A 17329-nucleotide genomic window follows, 5' to 3' on the forward strand; every position below is an offset into this window, starting at 1 on the left:
GCCGGCCGCGTCGAGCTGGAGGATGGAGCCTTGTCAGAGATCGACCCGACCGACCACGCGCTGGCGACCATCGCCAGCATCCTGGAGCCCGAGCCCGTTCTCGTCGTTCGCCAGACCGAGACCGAAATCGTGGTCGCCGGAGAGCGTGAGCACCTGGCTTCCGACGAGCAGGCAGACATCGACGAGCCGCGGGCTCTCGACGACCATCCCGTCGTCGAGGAGCAGCCGCTGGTGCCGGAGCACACCGACGCCGATGGTTATAGCAAGGTCGGGCCCGGCCCCATGGTGGCGATCCGGCTCAAATGGACGGTCCATCGCGGCGATGACGGCCAGTACTACGTGCACGAGACCATCGGCGAGCAATCCGCGCCCGTGGTCAGCGGCCCCATGACGAGCGAGGCCGCGGTGCATTTCGTCGACGTCCAGGAGGACGAGGCGCAGAGGCGCTTCGAGCTGCTGCGCAGCGAGATCGCCGGCCGCAGCTCGCTCGCCGACTACGAGCGCAAGGGCGAAGCCTAGAGCGTTTTCGAGCGAAGTGGACACCCGTTCGCGTGAAGAAAACGCGTCAAAACAAGAATCTAGAGCTTCGGTTCTGATTCAATCAGAACCCAAAATGCTCTAAAGCGCGATGGTTAGCGCTCGCGCGGGCCGAGGAAGTCCCGTTTCACCAGCTCGACGCCTGCGTGCCGCAACAGGTCGTAGGCGGTCGTGACGTGAAAGAAGAATTGCGGGACGCTGAACGTCAGCAGCAGCGTCCGCCCGGTGAAGGGCAGCTCGGTCCCGTTCTTCAGCTTGAAGAAGACGTTCCGTTCCGCCGCCGCGTCGATCTCCGCGCGCGGCAGGCTTTCAATGAACTCGATCGACGTCGCGATGCGCGCCTGCAGCCCGGCCATGTCGTGCTCGAGCGGGGGCAGCGCCACAGGCTCGCACTCTGCCAGCAAGGCCGGCGCAACCACGGCATGGCGGCAGGCCTCGCCGACCTGCTGCGCGAGGTCGTACATGTTCGGCGCAAGGCGCATGCCGAGCAGGACCGTCGGGTTGAACTTGCGCGCCTCGGCACAGGCGACGCCCTTGTCAAGCAGCGCAGACAGGTTGCGCAGGTAAGGCACGAACAGGCCGACCGAGGCCTCGTACATCGAGATCGTCACGTCGAGAATCCTTTCAATTCCGTCTCGCCAGCGACTGGCATCTGGTCTAAATCCAGCTTTGGAGAGCTGCACAATGACAGCTCGCGCAGGGGTGGAGAAGAGATGATCGTTCGAATCGTGGCAGCTGTCGCCGTTGCGTTGCTGGCAAACCTTTCGGCCTACGCGCAGCAGGCATCACCCTCGCGTCTCGACGAGATCGTCAAGCGCGGCACCCTGCGCGTCGGCATGACCGGCGACTACAAGCCCTTCACCTATCTGGACAAGGCGACGCAGAAATTCAGCGGCTTCGACGTCGACATGGCGGAAGCGCTCGGCAAGGCGCTCGGGGTCAAGGTCGAGTTCGTAGCCACGGCCTGGCCGAAGCTGATGAAGGATTTCGAGGCCGACCAGTTCGACATCGCCATGGGCGGCGTCTCGGTCACGCTCGACCGGCAGAAGAAGGGCTTGTTCTCGACGCCCATCATGCGCGAGGGCAAGACGCCGATCACGCGCTGCGCCGACGTCGGCAAGTACCAGAGCATCGCCGACATCGACAAGAAGGGCACCCGCGTCATCGTCAATCCCGGCGGCACCAACGAGCGCTTCGCGCGCGCCAACATCAAGGACGCCGACATCACCGTCTTCCCCGACAACACCGTGATCTTCGACGAGATCGCCAAGGGCAATGCCGATCTGATGATGACGGACGCCTCCGAGACGCGCTACCAGCAGAAGCAGCATCAGGGCGTGCTCTGCGCGGTGCATCCGGACAAACCGTTCGACTTCTCCGAGAAGGCCTATTGGCTCCAGCGCGACGTGGCCCTGAAGGCCTTCGTCGACCAATGGCTGCACATTTCCATGGAAGACGGCAGCTACAGGAAGATCTACGCCGCCTGGTTCGACTAGAGCGTTCTCAAGGCGAAGCGAAGGACCGGCCGCGTCTGGAAAGTGCGGTGACGTCGGAGGCTGGAATCCGTTCCAATTGCACTGGAACGGCGCTTCAGGCCGCGTCCTCCTGTCGCTTGCCGCGGCCTCACTTTGGACCGGCCCCTGAGCTATTGAACCCGGGACAGCGGGACGACGACTCATACCGAGACAGTGATCTAGATCACTTTTTGCGATCGGACCGTCGCCTAAGCGTCGGTGCGGGGACCATCTGTTGAGGAGATCCGAAATGAGGAAGCTGTTGGCTGCGGCCACATTCCTTTTGCTGGCGAGCACAGCTGCCCAGGCGCAGTACACCTTCGAGTATAACGGGCGCACCATCCGCATCGATCCGGACCGCGGCACGGTGCAGATTCCCGGCGTCTACGACAACACCGGCCAGCCCAAGGCCAAGAAGGCCAAGAAGAACGAGACGGCGCCGGGCCAGCAGCCGCCGCAGCAAGCCACGGTCGAGCCGCAGACGCCGGCTGCGCCGGCTCCCGCCCCAGTCCCCCCGCCTCCCGCGGCTGCGCAGGCGCCTGCACCCGCAGCCGTGGCGCCCCCGCCGGCTCCGCCTGCGGCGGCAACCGCGAGCAACGCGCCGGCCGAGACCGTCGTGCTGCCGCCGCCCGCGCCTCCTCCGGCGCCCGCGCCGGCCACGCAGCAGGCCGCTCCCGCCGTGACACCACCGCCGGCCCCGACCGTAGCCGCGGCCCCTCCTGCGCCGCCTCCGGCCCCCGCTCCGGCGACCCCCGCACCTGCCCCGGTTCAGGCTGCGGCCGTGGCTCCGCCTGCCCCGGCGGCTGCGCCCACCCGCGATCTCAATTCACCGCTCGGGATCTGGCTCACCGAGGAGAAGGAAGGCAAGGTCCGCATCGAGCAGTGCGGCAGCAATCTCTGTGGCTATTCGGTCGACAGCAAATCGAACCAGAACGGCGAGCAGGTCCTGATCAACATGAAGCCCGGCAAGGACCAGAAATGGTCCGGCCGCATCCTCGATCCGAACTCCGGCTCGACCTACGATTCGACCATCGCGATGAAGGGCACCGACCGCCTGCGCGTGCAGGGCTGCGCCTTCGGCGGCATGTTCTGCGGCGGCCAGACCTGGACGCGGGTGAACTGAGTTTCGACATCGACGATCCGACTGCAAGGGGCCCGCGAACCGGGCCCCTTTGCTTTTGCCGCGAGATTGGCGAGGCGCGCTACCTCACAGAGCCTCCCGCGCGCGTGACGGGTCTCACATCGCCGGTTCCGCGCCCATGTCAGGTTCCCCGCATGGTCACCCAAGGGGCGTGTCATGAACGGCTTTCGCAAAGGTCTCTTCGCCACCATCGTCGCCATCGCCTTCCCGCTGACGCAGGCAGGCGCGGCGACCTCCACTTTCGACGGTGCATGGAATGTCCGCATCGCCTCATCGAGCGAGACTTGCGGCAACGGCGCGACCGTCGCGATCGGCATCAGCAACGGCCTGATCGCATCGAGCAACGCCGCAGTGTCGGCGTCGGGCCGCGTCGCGGACGCCGGCAGCATCAACGTCACCTTGAGCACCGGCATCAAGCGCGCCGTCGGCTTCGGCCGCCTCAGCGGCAGTTCCGGCTCCGGCACCTGGCGCGGCGCGCTGTGCACGGGCACGTGGACGGCAGAGAGAATGTAATGCCTTGTGTCCCGGACAAGCGGCAACGGCCAGCGTTGCTGCGCAGAGCCGGGACCCAGCATTTTGATCGCTGGAAGGTCTGGGTCCCGGATCAGCGACGCATCGCCATAGGCGATGCATCTTGTCCGGGACACGGGAGGCTAGCCCAGCGGCGCGCCGTATTCAGCGTCCGTGACCGGCTCAAGCCAGGTCGAATAGACGCCGTCGAGCGCTTCCTGCATGGCGATGTGGCACATGCTGTTGGTCGGCGAGGCGCCGTGCCAGTGCACTTCACCCGGCGGAATCCAGACGGTGTCGCCGGGACGGATTTCCTGCACCGGCCCGCCCTTGGTCTGGACGCGGCCGACGCCGGAAATCACGTAGAGCGTCTGCCCGAGCGGATGATGGTGCCAGTTGGTGCGGGCGCCGGGCTCGAATGCGACGCGCGAGACGTTCAACCGCGCCGGCGCGGGCGCCATGTTGATGGGATCCTGCAACACGGTGCCGGTGAAGTGTTCCTTCGGCGCGCGGCGGGTTGGCCGCGTGCCGGCGAGCGTGATGTCCATGGGGGTTACCTCGTTTCCTGTTACTTCTTGCTGGCGGCGTAGCGCGCCTTGGTTTCGGCGTTCATGGGATAGAGACCGGGCAGCGCGGCGCCGTTGTTCACCTCGTTGACGATCCAGGCTTCCATCCGCTCCTGCTCGACGCCCTCGTTGAGCACGTGATCGAGCATCGCTTGCGGGATCAGCACGCAGCCGTCCTGGTCGGCGACGACGATGTCGTTCGGGAAAACGGCAACGCCGCCACAGCCGATCGGCTCACCCCAGCCGACGAAGGTCAGGCCCGCAACCGACGGCGGCGCGGCATAGCCGTCGCACCACACCGGAAGATTGGTGCCGAGCACACCCTCGACATCACGCACGACGCCGTCGGTGACGAGCGCGGTGACGCCGCGCTTGACCATGCGGGCGCAGAGAATGTCGCCGAAGATGCCGGCGTCGGTGATGCCCATGGCGTCGACCACGGCAATGCAGCCCTCGGGCATCGCCTCGATCGCGGTGCGGGTCGAGATCGGCGAGGACCAGGATTCCGGTGTCGCCAGATCCTCGCGCGCCGGCACGAAGCGCAGCGTGAACGCCGGTCCCACCAGGCGCGGCAGGCCCGGGCGCAGCGGCCGCGCGCCCCGCATCCACACATTGCGCAGGCCCTTCTTGAGCAGGACCGTGGTGATGGTGGCAGTGGTGATGCCGGCGAGGGTCTTGCGGGCTTCGGGGGACAGCGACATGGACGAGAACGAGCTCCGAGGTGCAGGAAAGAACGCGCGCATCTTGCGAGCCGCGAGCTTTGCGTCAAGGGCCAATAGACCTGCAGAAATGCAGAGCCGGGCCGTTATGCGCCGCGATAACAAGGCTTTATCGTATCCCCCCGGATTAATTTATTGGACTTGCGGGCGCATTTACGCGAAGCAGGGGTGAGGCGGAACTCGAGCTCGAGCCCGCGCTCTCCCGAAGCCCGATTTCGACAGCTCTTCGACAGCTCATGGCCGCGACGCTTCCCCCGCCCCGCCTTCTGCCCAGTGGCGACAGCGCCGTCACGGTCGAGTTCAGCCGCACCATCGACGACGACGCCAACCAGCGCGTGCTGGCGCTCGACAAGGCGCTCGCCGCAAGCCCCATCGACGGCATCACCGAGACGGTGCCGACCTATCGCTCGCTGCTGGTGCATTACGACCCTTGCAAGATCGGTTTCGATGCGCTCGGCGACAAGCTGCTTCCGATCGCGATCCAGCCGCCGCCGCCGGTGACCAAGGCACGCCGCTGGCGCATTCCCGTCGCCTATGGCGGCGAGCATGGCATCGATCTCGAGGATGTCGCCAAGGCGCTGAGCACCACGCCCGACGACATCGTCGCCCGGCATGCGGGCGGCGACTACAAGGTCGCCATGATCGGCTTCACGCCGGGCTGGTCCTATCTCAGCGGCCTCGACAAATCCCTGCACATGTCGCGCCGGCAATCGCCGCGGCTGCTGACGCCGGCCGGCACGATCTCGATCGGCGGCGTCCAGGCCGGCATCCAGTGCCTCGCCGCCCCCAGCGGCTGGCATCTGCTCGGCCGCACGCCGGTGCGAACCTATCAGCTCCACCGCAACCCGACCTTCCTGACTGAACCCGGTGATCGCGTGACGTTCTTCGCCATCGACCACAAGAGCTTTGAGGAACTGGACCGCGCCGCCGAGGCCGGCGAGATCGTCGCCGAGCAGGTGAACGCATGAGCCGGCTCGTCGTCGCCAGCATCGGGCCGGCAAGCTCCGTTCAGGACGGCGGCCGCCACGGCGCGCAGCGCTATGGCCTGACGGTCAGCGGCGCGATGGACCGGCTATCGCTGGCCGCGGCGAATACGCTCGTCGGCAACGAGCCGTTCGCAGCGGCCGTGGAGATCGGCCCGTTTGGCGCGTCCTTCACCGCGCGCGATGGCGCCGTGCGCGTCGCGATTTCAGGCGCGCCTCGCAATGCGGACGTCGCAGGAAACCCGCTCGCCATGGACTCGTCGGTGACGCTGAAGGACGGCGAGACACTGACGCTGGGTTTTGCCCGCGGCGGTGCGTTCACGTATCTCGCCATCGAAGGCGCCATCAAGGGCGAGACGGTGTTCGGCAGTCTCGCGGTGAATGCCCGCGCCGGTCTCGGCAGCCCCTACCCGCGCCCGCTTCAGGCCGGCGACGACTTCACGGTCGATGCCGCGAGCGGCACGCCGGAGCTGCGGATCGAGTTGCCGAAGCCCCCGAGCGGTCCGATCCGCGTCGTGCTGGGGCCGCAGGACGACGAGTTCGACGACGCCAACAAGGCGCTGTTCCTGGATAGCGAGTGGAAGATCTCGGCGACCTCGGACCGCATGGGCTACCGGCTCGAAGGTCCCGCGATCAAGCATCTTCACGGCCACAACATCGTCTCCGACGGCACCGTCAATGGCAGCATCCAGGTGCCCGGCAACGGCGCACCGATCGCGCTGATGATGGACCGCGGCACCTCGGGCGGCTATCCAAAGATCGCCACCGTGATCACCGCCGACATCGGCCGCCTCGCCCAGACCTCGGCGGGAACGGCGTTCCGCTTCAAGGCCGTCAGCATGGCCGAGGCGCAGGACGAGGCGCGCAAATTCGCGCAAATGATCAAGAACCTGCCCGATCGCCTGCGCGCGGCCGACGGCGTCGCGCTGAACATCGAGGCGCTCAGCGACGCCAACGTCGCCGGCTATGCGGTGAGCGCCGTCGATGCCGGAACCTGGCAGGTCACCGCGGAGCCCTAAACGTAACGACAAGACCAGAGGCGGAGAGCACCCATGAAGACGATCGATCTCAATTGCGACCTCGGCGAAGGTTTTGGCGCGTGGGAGATGGGCAACGACGCCGCGATGATCGAGCTGGCAAGCTCGGTCAACGTCGCCTGCGGCTTCCATGCCGGCGACCCCGACATCATGCGCCGGACGGTCGAGCTGGCGAAGGCGCGCGGCGTCTCGGTCGGCGCCCATCCCGGCTACCGCGACCTGCACGGCTTCGGCCGGCATCCGATCGCGGGCCTGAAGGCTTCCGAGATCGAAAACCTCGTCGCCTACCAGATCGGCGCGTTGCAGGCGATCGCGACCGCGGCGGGCCACAAGGTCACGCATGTGAAGGCGCACGGCGCGCTCTCCAACGTCGCCTGCGAGGACGACATGACGGCGAAGGCGATCGCCGCCGGCATCAAGGCGGTCGACCCCAGCTTGATCTTCGTCGTGCTCGCCAATTCAAAGCTGGTGAAAGCAGGCGAGGACGCCAATCTGCCTGTTGTGCACGAGGTGTTCGCCGATCGCGCCTATGAGGACGACGGCAACCTCGTCTCGCGCAAGAAGCCCGGCGCGGTGCTGCACGACGCCAAGGCGATCGCCGACCGAGTGGTGCGCATGGTGCAGGACGGCGCGGTGGTGTCGGTGACCGGCAAGGTCATCAAGATGCGCACGGATACGGTGTGCATCCACGGCGACACGCACGGCGCCGTCGAGATCGCGCGGACCTTGCGTCAGGCGTTGAAGGAAGCCGGCATAGAAGTGGCGCCGTTCAAGCGCGGGTGATGTTTGTCGTTATTCCGGGATGATGCGAAGCATCAGACCCGGAATCTCGAGGTTCCGGGTTCGGCTTCGCCGCCCCGGAACGACAACCTAGAACGGGTGCACCGACAGCGTGCCGAACACGATCGCGGCGATGACGGCGAAGGCGCTGTAGAGCCCAAGGTGATGGGCGTTCGCCACGGTCCGGCGTGACAGTGAGCGCGCGTAGAAGTGCAACCTAGCTTCCGCCGATAGCTCGCGCATGGTCGATCTCCAACGCCCCATTTGCGGGATTATGAGGGATCAACCAGGGCGGGAAGCAAGACGGTGGCGAAAATAGCGATGCGCCTCCTCCGAGAAGGCCGCATCACAGAGGTAAATTCTCTCCAGACGCGGATTCCGAGAATCTTATTCGTTCAAATCCGAGCCAGTTGGAACCGGCTCGGCGAACGTTGAGCGACGACGGTCAGTACACGTCAGCCTGGAATCGCCCGGTCTTCTTGAGCTCGGCGACGAAACTGACGGCCTCGTCGGTCGAACGCGCGCCGAACTGGGCGACGATGTCGACCAGCGCGCGCTCGACGTCCTTGGCCATGCGCTTGGCATCGCCGCAGATGTAGAAATGCGCGCCTTCGGCGAGCCACGTCCACAGCTCGCGGCCGACCTCGCGCATGCGGTCCTGCACGTAGAACTTCTTCTCGCCGTCGCGCGACCAGGCCAGCGACAACCGCGTCAATTGACCCGAGGTCTTCATCGCGTTGAGCTCGTCCTGGTAGAAGAAATCGCAATCGCTGCGCTGATGGCCGAAGAACAGCCAGTTCTTGCCGGGCGCGCCGGTCGCCTTGCGGTCGAGCAGGAAGGCACGGAACGGGGCGATGCCCGTGCCGGGGCCGACCATGATGATCGGCGTCTTCGGATCCTGCGGCAGGCCGAAATTATGTGCCTTCTGCACATAGACCTTGAGCTTCTCGCCCTCATTGATGCGCTCGCCGAGAAAGGTCGAGGCGACACCGATGCGCTTGCGCTTGCCGATCACGTAGCGCACGGAATCGACCGTCAGCGAGAGCTTTCCGGGCGTCGCATTGTGCGACGAGGAGATCGAGTAGAGTCGCGGCTGCAGCGGCTCCAGCGCCTCGACGAAGGCCTCCGGATGCGGCCGCGTGCCGGAGAACTTCTGCAGCGCGGCCATCACGTCGAGCGTCGCCGCATCGCCATCGGGATCCTCGCCCTGCGCCAGCGCCCTTGCCTTCTCGCGCGCCGCCCCGCCGGTGATGAAGGAGATCAGCTCGAACAGCGAGTCCGGTGCCGGCGACAGCGAGACGTCGTCGATCAGCACCTCGCGCAACGTTTTGCCGTTGACCTTGGTGGTGTGGGAGGCGCCGAGCAGCGCGATGATCTGATCGACGAGGCCGACATCGTTGCGCGCGAACACGCCAAAACTGTCACCGACGACGTAGTCGAGCTTGCTCTCGGACAGATCGAACTCGACGTGGTAGGTCTCCTTCTCCGACTTGCCCTTGTTGAGCAGACGGCGCGACAGGAAGGTCGCCTCGGTCGGATTGTCGCGCGACCGGCCGGGCTCGGCGATGGTCACGGTCACGGCCGGCGCGGTCACCGCGTCCGCCTTCTCGGGGGCTTTCGCTGCGGGCGCCTTGTCGAGCTCCTCGTACAGCGATTTCAGCATCCGCGCGGTTTCCTTGCCGCCGGGGACGCAGAGATTGAGCCGCGCCTCGCTGCGGCTCGCGATCGCCTCGGAATAGTCGTGGCAATTGTAGCCGCACTGGCCGCAATCCTGCTGCGCCATGGCCGCCATCATCTTGCGGCGCACGGGGCGGCCCTCGGCGAGCTTCATCCGGTCGGCGATCGGCATGGTCTGGTCATGCCACGGCGCTTCACCGTCGTCGCCGTCACCGGCCTGCATGATGGCGGCGCCCTGCTCCGCCGACAGGGGCGCAGCCACATCAGGCGACAGCAGCCCGGCAAAGAAGCCGTTCAGCCAGGACCGCTGCGCGTCGGAGAACGGGGCGCTGGGAGGAATGATATCGAGTCTCGGCGGAGGGGTGATCTGGTTCATGCGGACACCTGTGCATCGGCAAGCTTGCGCAGCGTCTCGCCGTCATGGCGGCGCGCAAAGGAGAGGAAGGTTTCGTCAGGCGTGGCGCGGTGGGCCATATAGGCCTTGAGCAGTCCCTCGACCGTCTTCGGTGCGTCCTCGGCCTTGAGGTCGTGATAGACCTCCTGCCCGACATCCGCATCGGGACCGAACCCGCCGCCGGTGAAGAGGTGATAGCCCTCGACCGTATCCTCATCGTTGATCGGCACGCGCGCACCGATCAGGCCGATGTCGCTGATGTAGTGCTGCGCGCAGGAATGATGGCAGCCGGTGACGTGGATGTTGACCGGCTTGTCCATGGCGACGCGCGGCTCGCACCAGTCGCCGATCTCGGCGGCGTTGCGCTTGGTATTGGCAGCGGCGAAACGGCAGCCGGCATTGCCGGTGCAGGCGATCAGTCCGGCGCGGATGTGAGAAGCCTCGACCGCGAGCCCGATCTGCTTGATCGCGGCAACGGCAAGCTCGACATTCTCGTCGCGCACGCCTGAGATCAAGAGGTTCTGCCAGACCGTCAGGCGGATCTCGCCGTCGCCGAGGTCGCGCGAGACCTTGGCAAGGCCCCGCATCTGGTCGCAGCTGAGCTTGCCGAGCGTGAGCGACACGCCGATCCAGTTGAGACCGTCCTGCTTCTGCTTGTGCACGCCGACATGGGCCATGCGATCCGCCGCAGGCCGCGGCGCGAAGGCTTCTTCCGGCACGCGCGTGAACGACGTCTTCAGCCGCTCCTCGACCAGCTTGAGGAAGCCGTCATGGCCCATGGCGTCGAGCACGTATTTCAGCCGCGCCTTGTTGCGGTTGGTGCGGTCGCCATGGTCGATGAACACGCGCACGATGGCGTCGGCGACAGCGGTCGCCTGCTCCGGCTTGACGATGATGCCGGAGTATTTGGCAAAGTCCTTGTGGCCGGTGATGCCGCCGAGGCCGAGCCGGAACCAGACGCCCGGCTCCACGCCAAAACCGTCCTTCACTTCATAGGCGGTGAAAGCGATGTCGTTGGTCTCCTCGAGCACAGCGATCCTGCCGGCGCCGTCGAAGGCGACGTTGAACTTGCGCGGCAGGCCGTAGAGCGAGCGATCGTTGAGGATGTGGTAGTGCCACTCACGCGCATAGGGCCGCGTGTCGAGGATTTCCTGCGGATCGATGCCCGCCGTCGGCGTTCCGGTCACGTTGCGGATGTTGTCGGCGCCGGAGCCGCGCGAGCACAGGCCGAGTTCCTGGATGCCCTCGAGCAGCTTCACGGCGTGTTTCGGCGGGATCTCGCGGAGCTGCAGATTGGCGCGCGTGGTGACGTGGCTATAGGGGCCGCAGAGCTCGTCGGCGAGATCGGCAAGACCGGACAGCTGCCAGTGCTTCATGATGCCGTTCGGAATGCGCAGGCGGCACATGTAGGAGTCCTGCGTCGGCGCGACGTAGAAGATGCCGTAATAGCGCCAGCGGAAATTATCCGCCGGGCTCGGCGGGCTGTTGTCGAGCGCCTGCTGGCGCAACCGCGGATAAGCATCGAAGGGATGCTCGTCGCGCTTGAACTTCTCCTGGTCGGCAAGCTTCTTGCCCGACGCGATCACCTTGTCCTGCGCCTTGATGTGCACGGCATCGGGACCGGTGGGCTCGGCATTCGCCTTGCCGGCGCCGCCGCCAAGGCCGCGCCCGACCCGGCTGATCTGAAGACCGGTCGTAAAACCTTCGAGATAGCGCTTCTGCTCGTCGGTAAAGTCGACTGAGACTGTTTCGAGTTTCATGGGAAGTAACGAAGCTCCTGCGGCCACCTGGGTGGTATCGACGGAAAATTGCGCGACCCGCGAGGCTTTGGGCTGGCTCAAGAGCCGGCTTTGCACCCAACGGTCCGATCAGCTTCGTTGCTGCGGGACTTGGCTCAGCAGGCATCTGTGACATGCTGGCCGCAGTGCAACATACAAGTTGCGTGCCAGCTTTCACCAAAGCGGGATTGCAGTGATTTCAAATGATTAGGGACCTGTCCGGATAATCCCGGGCCGCCCATGGCTCACGAAATTCGAGCACGCGGCTCAAAATTTAGCCGATGACAGAATTTGCTCAAAAATAATGCAGGGCCGAATCAGGCCTTCCAGCGCCCCACCTCGAAGGCCTCAAGATGCCCTCGGATGTTGTCGGGATCGAACACCGGGCCGGCGAATGCCCCGAACGCCGCGGGATCCTGCTCGGGCGGCCGGCGGCCCAGCGCCGCGTCGTAAAGGTCCGGCCTGAACACGGACATCGCCGTCTTGACGCCTTCGGACGTGAGCGCGGTCTGCCCCCACCGCACCATCTGCGCATAGAGCCAGGCGGCCTGGACCGGATCGGGGCGCCCCGCCTCCTCCCGTCCCACCAGAAGGTAGCGGCCGCTTTCGCGGAAGGTGCCGTCAGGGGAAATCTTCAGGCGCCCGGTCAGGGTGCGCTGGATGACTTCGGCATCGACGCCGATCCGCTCGGGCCGCGCCAGGATCTGCGCCGCCTCAGTGAGGTTCGCGGGCTGCTCGATGAACTCGGCCCCCTTCACCGCCGCACGCACGAGGCTTGCGACCACGTCGGGGTTCTTGTCGGCCCAGACCTGACGGACCGCCAGCACCTTTTCGGCGGCGCGCACCAGGATGTCGGAGACGAAATGCAGGATGTGGCCGATGCCGAGATCGACCGCGACCGAATTCCAGGGCGCGCCGACGCAGAATGCATCGACATGGCCATTGGCGAGACTGTCGACCATGTAAGGCGGCGGCAACACGACGAGGCGTACATCCTCGTCAGGATCGACGCCAGCCGCCGCCATCCAGAACCGCAGCTGATAATTGTGGGTCGAGAACGGGAAGGTCATACCGAAGGTCAGCGGCTCTGCCCCGGCCTTGCGCCGCTTGGCCACCAGCTTCGCCAGCGCTCTCGCCGTGACCATGGGATCGAAGCGATCGCCGTCGATCTCCTCCATCAGCGCCGCATGGAGCGCCGGCGACACCGTGATGGCATTGCCGTTGATGCCGAGATTGAAGGGCGCGGCGATCGGCACCTTGACATGGCCGAGCCCGAGCGAGGACGCGATCGCCACGGGCGCGAGCAGATGGGCCGCGTCGAACAGGCCGATATTGAGCTTGTCGCGGACGTTGGACCACGACACCTCGCGCACCAGCTCGACTTCGAGGCCTTCGGCGGCGGCAAATCCCTTGTCGACGGCAACGATCAGGGCTGCGGCATCGACCAGCGGAATGAACCCGATGCGGAGGGGGGTCGTCATTTCAGCATCTCCGACGCGGTGATGATCGACTGGGCGATCTCGCCGATTTTCTTCTTCTCGCGCATCGCGGTGGAGCGCAGCAGCACATAGGCCTCGTCCTCGGTGAGGGCCTTCACCTTCATCAGGATGCCCTTGGCGCGCTCGATGATCTTGCGGTCCTCGAGCTGCGACTTGGTGCGATCGAGCTCCTCCTGAAGCCTGGCGAAGGCGTTGAAGCGGGACACGCAGAGGTCGAGGATCGGCTTGATGCGCTCCTTCCTCAGTCCGTCAACGATATAGGCGGATACCCCCGCCTCGACCGAGGCCTGGATCGAGGCTGAATCGCTCTGGTCGACGAACATCGCGATCGGCCGCTTTACGGCGCGGCTGACCTGGAACATCGCCTCCAGCACGTCGCGGCTGGGGTTCTCCAGATCGATCAGGATGATGTCGGGGTCGACCGCATAAATACGAGCGAGCAGGCTCTGCATCTCGCTGATATGGACGACCTGCGTGAATCCGGCCTCCCGCAACCCCTCCTGGAGGATCGCGGCCCGGATCGGGCTCTCGTCGACAATCACGATTTTGGGCGACTGTTCGGCGCTCATGGCTCACTCACGGCAGGTGATTCATCCATAGCACGCCGGAACGCCCTGCAAAGGGTTGTAATTGTGGGCAATTGGGACTAGCTCAGGCCGGTCAATCAGGCAGATCGGATATGGATCAGACGGCTGCGCCCAAGGTCAGCTTCGTGTCGCTCGGGTGTCCCAAGGCATTGGTGGATTCAGAGCGCATCATCACGCGCCTGCGCGCAGAGGGCTATGAGCTCGCCCGCAAGCATGACGGGGCCGACATCGTCATCGTCAACACCTGCGGCTTCCTCGACAGCGCCAAGCAGGAATCGCTCTCGGCGATCGGCGAGGCCATGGCCGAGAACGGCAAGGTGATCGTGACCGGCTGCATGGGCGCCGAGCCGGAGCAGATCGAGCAGGCCTATCCCGCCGTGCTCTCCATCACCGGCCCGCAGCAATATGAGAGCGTGCTCGACGCCGTGCATCGCGCGCTGCCGCCCGCCCACAACCCACACGTGGACCTGGTGCCGCCGCAGGGCATCAAGCTGACGCCGCGCCACTACGCCTATTTGAAGATCTCCGAGGGCTGCAACAACCGCTGCACCTTCTGCATCATCCCGAAGCTGCGCGGCGACCTCGTCTCGCGCCCGGCCAACGACGTGCTGCGCGAGGCCGAGCGCCTGGTCGGCGCCGGCGTCAAGGAGCTGCTGGTGATCTCGCAAGACACCTCGGCCTATGGCGTCGATCTCAAATATGCCGAGAGCCCGTGGAAGGACCGCCAGGTCCGCGCCAAGTTCCTCGACCTCGCGCGCGAGCTCGGCGAGCTCGGGGCCTGGGTCCGGCTGCAATATGTCTACCCCTACCCGCATGTCGACGAAGTCATCGCGCTGATGAACGAGGGCAAGGTGCTGCCCTATCTCGACATCCCGTTCCAGCATGCGAGCCCCGAGGTGCTGAAGGCGATGAAGCGGCCGGCGGCCCAGGACAAGACGCTGGCACGCATCAAGCGCTGGCGCGAGGAATGTCCTGATCTCGCCCTGCGCTCGACCTTCATCGTCGGCTTCCCCGGCGAGACCGACGCCGATTTCGAATACCTGCTCAATTGGCTGGATGAGGCCGAGATCGATCGTCTCGGCTGCTTCAAATACGAGCCGGTTGCGGGCGCGACCTCGAACGCGATCGAGAACCCGGTGCCAGAAGAGGTCAAGCAGGAGCGCTACAACGCGCTGATGGCCCGCCAGCAGAAGATCTCCACGCGCCGGCTGAAACGCAAGGTCGGCACGCGCCAGCAGATCATCATCGACGAGGTCGGTCCGACCGTGGCCAAGGGCCGCTCGAAGGCCGATGCGCCGGAGATCGACGGCGCGGTATACCTCACGAGCCGCCGCCCCTTGCGGGTCGGCGAGATCGTCACCGCCAAGATCGAGCGCGCGGATCAATACGATCTGCACGGCAGCGTCGCGGGGTTCTGACGGCTTCCGTCACGCTTCATCACCGTCATCCTGAGGCGCTCGCTCTGCGGCGCAACCGCGCCGTAGAGTGAGCCTCGAAGGACGACGGCCCGGCTGCATCCCGGCCGCTCATCCTTCGAGGCTCCGCTCGCGATGCGTTCGCATCGCGAGCCTCGCACCTCAGGATGACGGGACCGCTTTCGCATCATGCGCGGCGAACACCTCCTTGGCTGCGAACAGTCCGTTCAGCGCCGCCGGGAAGCCCGCATAGACGGCCATCTGCATCATGATCTCCACGATCTCGTCGCGAGACAGCCCGACGTTCAGACCCGCCTCGATATGCACTTTGAGCTGAGGCGCGGCATTTCCGAGCGCCGTCAGCGCGGCGACCGTCGCGATCTCTCGATCGCGCAGGCCGAGGCCCGGGCGACAGTAGATGTCGCCGAAGGGAAACTCGATCACGTATCGTGCGAAGTCCGGGGCGATGTCGGCGAGCGAAGCGATGACCTTCTCACCGGCACTGCCGTCAATGCGTGACAGAGCCCGCTGGCCGCGATCGAAGCGGCTTTCGGCTTGTGTTTGGGCGTGCGTCATTTTCCTTCGTCCTCTGTTCGCCGCCGGCATAGCCGGCGATCTTGGTATCAAGGACGAGCAGGCATTCCTGGAGTTCGGCAATCTGCGTGCGAACCTGTTCCCGGTGGATTTCCAGCATCTGCCGCCGGGCAGGTCCGGTGACCTCGCCTTCATCACGAAGCGCCGCATAACGCAACATGTCCCGGATCGGCATTCCCGTGGTCTTGAGCCGACCGAGGAATTCGATCCATGTGAGGATCGATGCGTCGAAGTCGCGCTGGCCGGAACGATCCCGGTCTGCGTATGGCAGCAGCCCGATGCGCTCGTAATAGCGCAACGTGTGCGTCGACAAGCCGGTTCGTTTTGCGAGGTCGCCGATCTTCATGGGTGCCCGTTCTCGTACTGACGCACGTACAGATACCCCTTCGAGCGCACTCTAAGTCAAGGGGTATCGCAAGGAGGCTCGAAGGTGCCGTTCCCGCGGCGTCAAGATGGAGTGACAGCGGAAGATTTCGGCGCGCCGGCTCGGCGGCAGCATCGCGGGAATCCGAGCTTCAGGCTTCCACCAGCCATTTCGGCACCCAGCGCTCCGGGCGCGGTGCCCGCACAAGATCAGCTTTTGCCTCGGATAGCAGCGCCGGCGCGCCGTCGATGGTGGGACGCACATCGTATTCGAAGCTCGGCATGACGCGGCCGTCGGCATAAAGACCGAACTTCATCGCGTACCACAGCCCAAGCTCGGGCTGCGCCTTGCGCATCTCCTCGCGCAGATCGCGCAGCAGGGATTCGATCGAGACGGCCTCCTCGAACGGCTGCGGGCCGCGTGTCAACACGCTCGCCTGATACTGCTTGCCGACGATCGCGACCTCGAAGCGCGTCTGGTCCCAAGGCTTCTTGCCCTTGGGCAGATGGGCAGCCAGGCGCCAGCCGAGTTCAGCCATCAGGCGATGATTGGCCCAATAATCCTCCCGATCCCTGCTCCACTTTTCCATGAAGCCGCGGAAGTCGGGCATATCAGGCGCGCCGTCATCGCACGCCGTGCCGTCGCCGGCCGGCTGTCCGACAAGCCATTGCGCAAGCTCGACCGTTTGAGGCTCGACCTCGTCATGGGGCTTCAGATCGCTCCAGGCGTCGTCGAAGGTTTGCGACGTCAGCTTGGCCAGCAAGACGTCGAGGCTCGGTGCCAGCAGCTCGTAATCGCCCTCGGAGCCCAGACCGACGATCGGTGGATTGTCGCGGTCAAGACCCGCGCCGTACCAGCCGCCGACAGCCGAGCCGTCCGGCAGACGCATGAACAGCGAGAACCTGTCGCGCAACGGACTGCCGTCGACGATCGGGGCGGAATCGGAAAACTGGCCCTGCAGGGAGAAGCAGCCAACGCTGCCCCAGGGGCGCCCGTTGAGCCAGGCGGCAAAATCGACCAGCAGCGGAGGCGCTTCGAGGCCCGGCGGAAATGCGCCGCGCACGCTGTCGAGGTCGATGGGATAAGACGTGTCGGACAAGGTCGAAAACTATCTGGTTGGTCCCGCCCCTCTTGGTCTGAGCCGGGTTGCGTCCGGTTCGAACCAATTCGCGCGCCTCGATCACAAACGCGCCAGCGGCGCGATGGTTCTGCGGGGCGAGCGATGAAATGGGCC

The 17329-nt window shown here is 65.5% G+C and carries 19 protein-coding genes; 8 read left to right on the forward strand and 11 right to left on the reverse strand.

Annotation, left to right across the window (positions count from 1 at the left end):
- Positions 1-30: 30 nt before the first annotated feature.
- Positions 31-519 (forward strand): hypothetical protein, encoded by a 489-nt coding sequence (locus tag TSA1_RS39525; protein ID WP_174718687.1) that lies wholly within the window; start codon positions 31-33, stop codon positions 517-519.
- Between the two features lie 113 nt (positions 520-632).
- Here the strand turns inward: TSA1_RS39525 and TSA1_RS01365 are convergent, their stop codons facing one another.
- On the reverse strand, positions 633-1136 hold the full coding sequence (locus TSA1_RS01365) for a DUF1993 domain-containing protein (protein WP_100174758.1): 504 nt from the start codon (positions 1134-1136) through the stop codon (positions 633-635).
- A gap of 114 nt (positions 1137-1250) precedes the next feature.
- On the opposite strand from TSA1_RS01365, the gene TSA1_RS01370 reads away from it, so the two are divergent.
- From TSA1_RS01370 to TSA1_RS01380, 3 genes are all read left to right on the forward strand, one after another.
- Complete coding sequence (locus TSA1_RS01370; protein ID WP_100174759.1) at positions 1251-2033, forward strand: transporter substrate-binding domain-containing protein; 783 nt, start codon at positions 1251-1253, stop codon at positions 2031-2033.
- Positions 2034-2301: 268 nt separating this feature from the next.
- Positions 2302-3174 carry a DUF2147 domain-containing protein gene (locus TSA1_RS01375; RefSeq protein ID WP_100174760.1) on the forward strand — a complete coding sequence of 291 codons (873 nt, stop codon included), beginning with the start codon at positions 2302-2304 and terminating at the stop codon, positions 3172-3174.
- 174 nt (positions 3175-3348) lie between these two features.
- Positions 3349-3705, forward strand: a complete 357-nt coding sequence (locus tag TSA1_RS01380) for a hypothetical protein (protein WP_100174761.1) — start codon at positions 3349-3351, stop codon at positions 3703-3705.
- Positions 3706-3845: 140 nt separating this feature from the next.
- On the opposite strand, the gene TSA1_RS01385 is transcribed toward TSA1_RS01380, so the two are convergent.
- Positions 3846-4250 (reverse strand): (R)-mandelonitrile lyase, encoded by a 405-nt coding sequence (locus TSA1_RS01385; protein ID WP_100174762.1) that lies wholly within the window; start codon positions 4248-4250, stop codon positions 3846-3848.
- Between the two features lie 20 nt (positions 4251-4270).
- The gene (locus TSA1_RS01390) at positions 4271-4969 is read right to left on the reverse strand and encodes a ribonuclease activity regulator RraA (RefSeq protein ID WP_100180914.1); all 699 of its coding nucleotides are present in this window, start codon (positions 4967-4969) and stop codon (positions 4271-4273) included.
- A 254-nt stretch (positions 4970-5223) separates the two neighbouring features.
- Between TSA1_RS01390 and pxpB the strand changes: the two genes are divergently transcribed.
- The 3 genes from pxpB to TSA1_RS01405 are packed head-to-tail and all read left to right on the forward strand — an operon-like array spanning position 5224 to position 7790.
- A complete protein-coding gene (pxpB, locus tag TSA1_RS01395) occupies positions 5224-5955 on the forward strand; it encodes a 5-oxoprolinase subunit PxpB (RefSeq protein WP_100174763.1) in 732 nt (243 codons plus the stop codon).
- On the forward strand, positions 5952-6989 hold the full coding sequence (locus TSA1_RS01400; RefSeq protein ID WP_100174764.1) for a 5-oxoprolinase subunit C family protein: 1038 nt from the start codon (positions 5952-5954) through the stop codon (positions 6987-6989). Before pxpB ends, TSA1_RS01400 begins: the two co-directional genes overlap by 4 nt.
- Before the next feature lie 33 nt (positions 6990-7022).
- Positions 7023-7790, forward strand: coding sequence for a LamB/YcsF family protein (locus TSA1_RS01405; protein ID WP_100174765.1), 768 nt, complete (start codon positions 7023-7025; stop codon positions 7788-7790).
- An 87-nt stretch (positions 7791-7877) separates the two neighbouring features.
- Here TSA1_RS01405 and TSA1_RS01410 read toward each other — a convergent pair whose 3' ends face one another.
- The 5 genes from TSA1_RS01410 to TSA1_RS01430 form a co-directional block, all read right to left on the reverse strand.
- On the reverse strand, positions 7878-8030 hold the full coding sequence (locus TSA1_RS01410) for a hypothetical protein (RefSeq protein ID WP_174718688.1): 153 nt from the start codon (positions 8028-8030) through the stop codon (positions 7878-7880).
- A gap of 202 nt (positions 8031-8232) precedes the next feature.
- A complete protein-coding gene (locus TSA1_RS01415; protein ID WP_100174767.1) occupies positions 8233-9840 on the reverse strand; it encodes a sulfite reductase subunit alpha in 1608 nt (535 codons plus the stop codon).
- Positions 9837-11618 carry a NirA family protein gene (locus TSA1_RS01420; RefSeq protein ID WP_174718689.1) on the reverse strand — a complete coding sequence of 594 codons (1782 nt, stop codon included), beginning with the start codon at positions 11616-11618 and terminating at the stop codon, positions 9837-9839. The genes TSA1_RS01415 and TSA1_RS01420 overlap by 4 nt, the downstream gene beginning before the upstream one ends.
- Before the next feature lie 335 nt (positions 11619-11953).
- Positions 11954-13117 (reverse strand): CmpA/NrtA family ABC transporter substrate-binding protein, encoded by a 1164-nt coding sequence (locus tag TSA1_RS01425; protein ID WP_100174769.1) that lies wholly within the window; start codon positions 13115-13117, stop codon positions 11954-11956.
- Positions 13114-13704, reverse strand: coding sequence for an ANTAR domain-containing response regulator (locus tag TSA1_RS01430; RefSeq protein WP_100174770.1), 591 nt, complete (start codon positions 13702-13704; stop codon positions 13114-13116). Before TSA1_RS01430 ends, TSA1_RS01425 begins: the two co-directional genes overlap by 4 nt.
- Before the next feature lie 110 nt (positions 13705-13814).
- Between TSA1_RS01430 and rimO the strand changes: the two genes are divergently transcribed.
- Complete coding sequence (rimO, locus tag TSA1_RS01435; protein WP_100174771.1) at positions 13815-15140, forward strand: 30S ribosomal protein S12 methylthiotransferase RimO; 1326 nt, start codon at positions 13815-13817, stop codon at positions 15138-15140.
- 159 nt (positions 15141-15299) lie between these two features.
- Here rimO and TSA1_RS01440 read toward each other — a convergent pair whose 3' ends face one another.
- From TSA1_RS01440 to TSA1_RS01450, 3 genes are all read right to left on the reverse strand, one after another.
- Positions 15300-15713, reverse strand: coding sequence for a carboxymuconolactone decarboxylase family protein (locus TSA1_RS01440; RefSeq protein WP_100174772.1), 414 nt, complete (start codon positions 15711-15713; stop codon positions 15300-15302).
- Positions 15646-16077, reverse strand: coding sequence for a MerR family transcriptional regulator (locus TSA1_RS01445; RefSeq protein WP_100174773.1), 432 nt, complete (start codon positions 16075-16077; stop codon positions 15646-15648). Before TSA1_RS01445 ends, TSA1_RS01440 begins: the two co-directional genes overlap by 68 nt.
- A gap of 169 nt (positions 16078-16246) precedes the next feature.
- Positions 16247-17194, reverse strand: a complete 948-nt coding sequence (locus TSA1_RS01450) for a hypothetical protein (RefSeq protein ID WP_100174774.1) — start codon at positions 17192-17194, stop codon at positions 16247-16249.
- Positions 17195-17329 lie beyond the last annotated feature (135 nt).

The sequence above is a fragment of the Bradyrhizobium nitroreducens genome, assembly GCF_002776695.1.
GTDB classification, from domain to species: domain Bacteria; phylum Pseudomonadota; class Alphaproteobacteria; order Rhizobiales; family Xanthobacteraceae; genus Bradyrhizobium; species Bradyrhizobium nitroreducens.

Bases quoted from the DNA above. Each gene is read 5' to 3' on its own strand.
- TSA1_RS01365 (WP_100174758.1), bottom strand. From the start codon at position 1,136: ATGTACGAGGCCTCGGTCGGCCTGTTCGTGCCTTACCTGCGCAACCTG.
- TSA1_RS01370 (WP_100174759.1), top strand. From the start codon at position 1,251: ATGATCGTTCGAATCGTGGCAGCTGTCGCCGTTGCGTTGCTGGCAAAC.
- TSA1_RS01375 (WP_100174760.1), top strand. From the start codon at position 2,302: ATGAGGAAGCTGTTGGCTGCGGCCACATTCCTTTTGCTGGCGAGCACA.
- TSA1_RS01380 (WP_100174761.1), top strand. From the start codon at position 3,349: ATGAACGGCTTTCGCAAAGGTCTCTTCGCCACCATCGTCGCCATCGCC.
- TSA1_RS01385 (WP_100174762.1), bottom strand. From the start codon at position 4,250: ATGGACATCACGCTCGCCGGCACGCGGCCAACCCGCCGCGCGCCGAAG.
- TSA1_RS01390 (WP_100180914.1), bottom strand. From the start codon at position 4,969: ATGTCGCTGTCCCCCGAAGCCCGCAAGACCCTCGCCGGCATCACCACT.
- pxpB (WP_100174763.1), top strand. From the start codon at position 5,224: ATGGCCGCGACGCTTCCCCCGCCCCGCCTTCTGCCCAGTGGCGACAGC.
- TSA1_RS01400 (WP_100174764.1), top strand. From the start codon at position 5,952: ATGAGCCGGCTCGTCGTCGCCAGCATCGGGCCGGCAAGCTCCGTTCAG.
- TSA1_RS01405 (WP_100174765.1), top strand. From the start codon at position 7,023: ATGAAGACGATCGATCTCAATTGCGACCTCGGCGAAGGTTTTGGCGCG.
- TSA1_RS01410 (WP_174718688.1), bottom strand. From the start codon at position 8,030: ATGCGCGAGCTATCGGCGGAAGCTAGGTTGCACTTCTACGCGCGCTCA.
- TSA1_RS01415 (WP_100174767.1), bottom strand. From the start codon at position 9,840: ATGAACCAGATCACCCCTCCGCCGAGACTCGATATCATTCCTCCCAGC.
- TSA1_RS01420 (WP_174718689.1), bottom strand. From the start codon at position 11,618: ATGAAACTCGAAACAGTCTCAGTCGACTTTACCGACGAGCAGAAGCGC.
- TSA1_RS01425 (WP_100174769.1), bottom strand. From the start codon at position 13,117: ATGACGACCCCCCTCCGCATCGGGTTCATTCCGCTGGTCGATGCCGCA.
- TSA1_RS01430 (WP_100174770.1), bottom strand. From the start codon at position 13,704: ATGAGCGCCGAACAGTCGCCCAAAATCGTGATTGTCGACGAGAGCCCG.
- rimO (WP_100174771.1), top strand. From the start codon at position 13,815: ATGGATCAGACGGCTGCGCCCAAGGTCAGCTTCGTGTCGCTCGGGTGT.
- TSA1_RS01440 (WP_100174772.1), bottom strand. From the start codon at position 15,713: ATGACGCACGCCCAAACACAAGCCGAAAGCCGCTTCGATCGCGGCCAG.
- TSA1_RS01445 (WP_100174773.1), bottom strand. From the start codon at position 16,077: ATGAAGATCGGCGACCTCGCAAAACGAACCGGCTTGTCGACGCACACG.